Here is a 4,711-nt window from a genome sequence, read left to right on the forward strand (position 1 = left end):
GGTGACCGGCAACGACAAGCTGGTGGCCGAGGGCAAGGTGCAGGAGCTGAAGGGCGAGGCGCAGAAGACCGCCGGCGACGTCAAGGATGGCGCCAAGTCCCTCGCCGACAAGATCACCGGCAAGCATTGACCGTGCACTGACCCGTCGCGGCGCTGGCCCGGCCAGCGCCGTCTCTTGCCCCCATGCGGGGCCCGTTCAATCCAATGCAGGAGACCGATATGAACCGCGACCAGATTCGTGGCGCGTCCCGTCACCTCAAGGGTCGCGCGCAGACCGCCATCGGCGGCCTCGCCGGCGACCCGGCCCGCCAGGTGCGCGGAGCCGTCAATCAGGTGGCTGGCGGCGCCCAGTACGCCTACGGCCGTGCCAGGGACCGGGCGGAGGATTTCGCCGAGGATGGCCGCCATCTCGCCCACGAAGTGCGGGAGCGGGCCGACTCTCTCATCGACGACGGCCGGCACTATGCCGAGGCGGCGCGCCACCGGGTGACGACCCACGGCCGCCGCGCCGTCCGGTATGCCGACGCCAACCGCACGACGACGCTGCTCGCCTTCGTGGGCGTGGCCTTCGCGCTGGGCTGGCTCGCCCGTTCTTCCCGCTGACCTCCGGAGATCCCGATGATCCGCAAGCTTCTCACCGCTCTCGTCCTTCCGCGGCTGATCGCGTTCGTCACGCGCCGCATCACCGGCCGGGCAGCCACGCCGCCGCGCCGGGGCTACTGACCATCGACGGTTAGAAGACCCTGCCGACCCATCACGGAAAGGACGCGCTATGAGCAAAGGATATCCTTCGATGACGGCCCTCCTGGGCCTGCTTGCGGTGGCGGGCTATCAGAACCGGGACAAGATCTCGGAGTGGCTCGGCACCCCCGCCAAGGACGCCCACGGCACGCTCGTTCCGCCGGTGGGTCGGACGTCGCCGGCGACCGGATCGACGATCCCGTCCAACCTGCAGCAGGTGTTGGGCGGCGTCAGCTCGGCCGGGGTCGGCGGCTTGATCGCCAGCGGGCTGGTCGAGCTCGTCGACCACTTCACCAAGGGCGGCCACGGCGTGGCGGCGAACTCTTGGATCAACCAGGGTGACAACCACGCCATCGCCGAGGCGGATCTGGAGCGCGCCATCGGCCCGCAGACCCTGGACCATCTCACGCAGCAGACCGGCTTGAGCCGCTCCGACCTCCTCGCGCGCCTGTCGCGGGAGCTGCCCTCGGCCATCGACCGCTACGCGACCGACGGGCGTCGCCTCGCCTGACCATCGAGCCTGAAGACCCCGGTCGCGCCTCGGGGCGACCGGGCATCCGACGTGGGCCGGCATCCGTCGGCCGCTGTCACGACGTAGGGGAATCGACACGTCATGATGGCCGCCCTGCGTCGCATCCTCGTCACCGCGTTCATCGCCGCGCTCGCCGGTCTCGGGGTCATCACCGCATTGCTCTCCCGGCGGCCGCGTCGAGCGCTCTCCGCCGGGGCAGACACCGCTTCGGCGCGCCTGCGCGGGCCGCGACATAGGTTTGGAGCCGTGCTTGACCGCAACGCGATCGGGCACGGCTCCAAACGCATTGCGACCGAAGCCGTGTTGACGAAAGCTGCCGCCGCTCCGTCATCCGCTGTCCGGATGACGGGCGGCCGCGGCCTGACCGCCGGGCTCGTTGCCGTGTTGCTGCTCCTGACGGGGTTGGCCGGCCTCGTCTACGAGCGCCGTGATGCGCTGCTCGACGCCGGTTCAGCCACACTCTCCGATGCTGCGAAATCGCTGGCCGCCCTGTCGCCCCCGGCGGCGGGGTCCGCCCGCGCGCCGGCTTCGGCGGCCGACATGCCGGCCGGGTCTGTCCGGACGACCGGGCCGGGCACGCCGGCCGGCCTCCCGTCTGCGCCCATGCCCGCTTCGGCCGTGCCGGACTTCGACGTCGTCCGCGTCGAGCCGAACGGCGAGGCGGTGATTGCCGGTCGGGCCGCACCGAACGCCGCCGTCGCGTTGCTCGTCGACGGCAAGCCGGTGGCCCAGGTACGCGCCGATGCCGGCGGACAGTTCACGATTCTGCCGCCGCCCCTCCCAACCGGCAGCAGCGAGATCGCGCTGCGGGCAATGGATTCGCGGGGCGACACGCAGCGCTCCGCGGCGCGCATCGCCGTTCTGGTCGCGCCATCCCGTGATGTGAAGCCGCTCGTCGCCCTGATGGAACCCGACAAGCCGACGAGGGTCCTCTCGCGATCGGACGGCTCAGTCGCGACCGGCCCGATTCCCGCCATTGCGGCGGGGCGGCAGGCGCTCCGGGCCGAGGGGGAGGCGACGGCGAAGCAGAACCCGCCCGCGATGCATCGGGACGCATCGACACTCACGCCTGCTCCGCGTGGCTCCGACATCGACACGTCGCGGGCCGGAACGGGCAGGGCGGACGGCCAGAGGGCGTCCGATCCCGCTCATCCCCCGCAAGACCCGCACCGGGCGGAGGCCTCCGCCGACAGGGCGGCAACTCCGCCAACGGTGGCGAGCATCGATGCCCAGGACGGCGGGAAGCTGCTCGTCACGGCGCGCGGAGCCCCCGGGGCCCACCTGCGGCTCTACTTGAGCGGCACGCTAATCGCCCCGGCTACGGTGGGACGCGACGGAACAGTGACGTTCGCCATCGGCCAGGGTGTAAAGCCGGGGGACTACAGGGTCCGGCTCGACTGGGTCGATCCCGCGACGGGCAAGGTCCGCGACCGGGCAGAGGTCCCGTTCAAGGCTCCAGGTCCCGGCCACGATAGGGGAGTGGAATACGCCGCCGCACAGCATGGCTCGGCCTATCAGGCCGCCGGACAGGGCATCGCGGAGCAGCGGACTTCGGGGGATGCGATCCCGCCCAGTGCACACCCGGCTGACCAGGTTCGGCCCCCGACGACCGGCAGCCTTGCCGCCAACGGTCCGTCCGGGACCGGCAGCACCTCCGCGATCGACGTCCCCAGGATCGGGACCGTCCGCATCGAGCGCGGCGACAGCCTCTGGCGGATCAGCCGCCGCGCCTACGGCGAGGGCGTGCGCTACACCCTGATCTTCGACGCCAACCACAAGCAGATCCAAGATCCCGATCTGATCTATCCCGGACAGGTCTTCGTTCTGCCGCCCGAGCACGATGGAAAAGGCGGCGCGGATACGCAGCCCCGTTGAGGCCAACGGACCGCGAGCTTGCATTGCGGGCTGCACCGTACGTGGGTTCCGCAGGCCACCGGTGCGGGAAAAACCATGCGTTCGTCGCGGGGTTCATCAGGCTGCCGACCGTCGGTCGATTCCAGCGTACGATGAATAACGGATCATAATTGTATTTCATCCATGAACAGTGGCAAGTTGTCGCTCGCATGCAATTATAACCGCCGATACATGAACAAAAATTCCGTAACACTGTTCTATGGCCGCCAACATAGAAGGATGAAGTCTTTGCGTCTGAAGATGATGTGCGGTGCGGCCGCCCTGGCCGCCTTCGGCCTCGCTACCACGGTGGCCACTGCTCAGGAAGGCGGTCCGTGCACGGACGACATCGCCAAGCTGAAGCGGGAACTCGGGACTCAGGTCGGAATGGGGGCGCCCGTCTCCCAGCCGGATGCAGGACAGCGGAAGGGGCCGAACGCGGGTTCCGACGCGCAATCGGCCGACACGACGGGGACCGCGTCGAAGGCCGGCGACAAGGCGGGTGACCGCGCGAGCCGCGAAGCTGGCGCCTCGCCGGGGACGGTCGGTGGCGTGGCGGGGCCCGTCGCCGCTGCGACCGGCACCGCCCAGGCCGACGCCGTGGCGAGCGGCCGAGTCGCGACCTCACCGGCAGACGTTCGGGCGCAATCCGAGAACAAGCCGACCGCCGCCGCGAAGGCGCAACAGGGCGATGCCCCCTCGGCCTCCGCGAGCCTCTCCACGGAGGACAAGATCTCGCAGGCCAAGACAGCGCTGCAGCGCGCGACGGATCTCAACGCCAAGGGCGATCAGTCCTGCCGCGACGCGGTCCAGGAGGCCAGGAACCTGATTCCGCAGCCTGCGCGCTGACCAAACAACGACCCGCCTCCGAGCCGGAGGCGGGACCGTTCACGACGGCCAACCGCGCATCCCTGCCCTCGGATCGTGGACCATGGCCCACCCTCTCCATGCGGCCTCCGACCAGGGGAGGCCTACAGCGCCGGGAGCCCTGCCATGAAGATGGCCATGAAAATCGTGTCGTATGCGGTGGCTGTGGCCGCCGTCTGCATGCTTGTCACAGTCGTGATCCAGTCTGCGGGTCTGCTCGCCGGATCATAGGGCGTCCACTGCTCTACCGTGCTCATCCGCAAGACACGCCTCCCAAGACACGCCTCCCAAGACCTGCCTCCCAAGACATGACGATGAAGGGAACGATGATCTACCTCGCTGGCTGTGCGGTCGAGGCCTGCCAAGCCGGGTGCGGCCAGTGAGGGCGCTTCCAATGCTCCTCGCAGCGGCCGTCCTGCTGGCGGGCGTGCTGTCGCCGGCCTTCGCACGGAACCCGCCGATCAAGGGCCCCGAGGACGCCAGGTGCCGCGACGAGGCACGCAATCACGTCTTCACGGCCCCGAACCCGAAGGGCCTCTCGCCTTACGGACTTGGGGCCGAACTCTACCACGCCTGCATGCGGCGCCTCGGCGCTGAGCCGGCCCAGACGCCACGCCGCTAGAGCGTTTTCGGTTTGGGCTGAATCGGCCAGTTGGGGTTCACGTCGGGCTGTTGGGC

The 4,711-nt window shown here is 69.7% G+C and carries 5 protein-coding genes and 1 pseudogene; all 6 read left to right on the forward strand.

Going from position 1 to position 4,711, the window contains the following annotated elements:
• Window positions 1–130: pseudogene (locus tag OXS49_RS32565) on the forward strand (CsbD family protein); the annotation flags it as partial.
• 89 nt (window positions 131–219) lie between these two features.
• Window positions 220–603 carry a CsbD family protein gene (locus tag OXS49_RS32570; protein WP_267428649.1) on the forward strand — a complete coding sequence of 128 codons (384 nt, stop codon included), beginning with the start codon at window positions 220–222 and terminating at the stop codon, window positions 601–603.
• Between the two features lie 169 nt (window positions 604–772).
• On the forward strand, window positions 773–1,252 hold the full coding sequence (locus OXS49_RS32575) for a YidB family protein (RefSeq protein WP_267428650.1): 480 nt from the start codon (window positions 773–775) through the stop codon (window positions 1,250–1,252).
• Window positions 1,253–1,354: 102 nt separating this feature from the next.
• A complete protein-coding gene (locus OXS49_RS32580; RefSeq protein WP_267428651.1) occupies window positions 1,355–3,148 on the forward strand; it encodes a LysM peptidoglycan-binding domain-containing protein in 1,794 nt (597 codons plus the stop codon).
• A 258-nt stretch (window positions 3,149–3,406) separates the two neighbouring features.
• Complete coding sequence (locus OXS49_RS32585) at window positions 3,407–4,015, forward strand: hypothetical protein (protein ID WP_267428652.1); 609 nt, start codon at window positions 3,407–3,409, stop codon at window positions 4,013–4,015.
• Between the two features lie 412 nt (window positions 4,016–4,427).
• Window positions 4,428–4,655, forward strand: a complete 228-nt coding sequence (locus OXS49_RS32590) for a hypothetical protein (RefSeq protein WP_244004404.1) — start codon at window positions 4,428–4,430, stop codon at window positions 4,653–4,655.
• Window positions 4,656–4,711: the final 56 nt, after the last annotated feature.

It is taken from the genome of Methylobacterium sp. GC_Met_2 (assembly GCF_026540795.1).
In the GTDB taxonomy this organism is placed as follows: Bacteria; Pseudomonadota; Alphaproteobacteria; order Rhizobiales; family Beijerinckiaceae; genus Methylobacterium.

Bases quoted from the DNA above. Each gene is read 5' to 3' on its own strand.
- OXS49_RS32585 (WP_267428652.1), top strand. From the start codon at position 3,407: ATGAAGTCTTTGCGTCTGAAGATGATGTGCGGTGCGGCCGCCCTGGCC.
- OXS49_RS32575 (WP_267428650.1), top strand. From the start codon at position 773: ATGAGCAAAGGATATCCTTCGATGACGGCCCTCCTGGGCCTGCTTGCG.
- OXS49_RS32590 (WP_244004404.1), top strand. From the start codon at position 4,428: ATGCTCCTCGCAGCGGCCGTCCTGCTGGCGGGCGTGCTGTCGCCGGCC.
- OXS49_RS32570 (WP_267428649.1), top strand. From the start codon at position 220: ATGAACCGCGACCAGATTCGTGGCGCGTCCCGTCACCTCAAGGGTCGC.
- OXS49_RS32580 (WP_267428651.1), top strand. From the start codon at position 1,355: ATGATGGCCGCCCTGCGTCGCATCCTCGTCACCGCGTTCATCGCCGCG.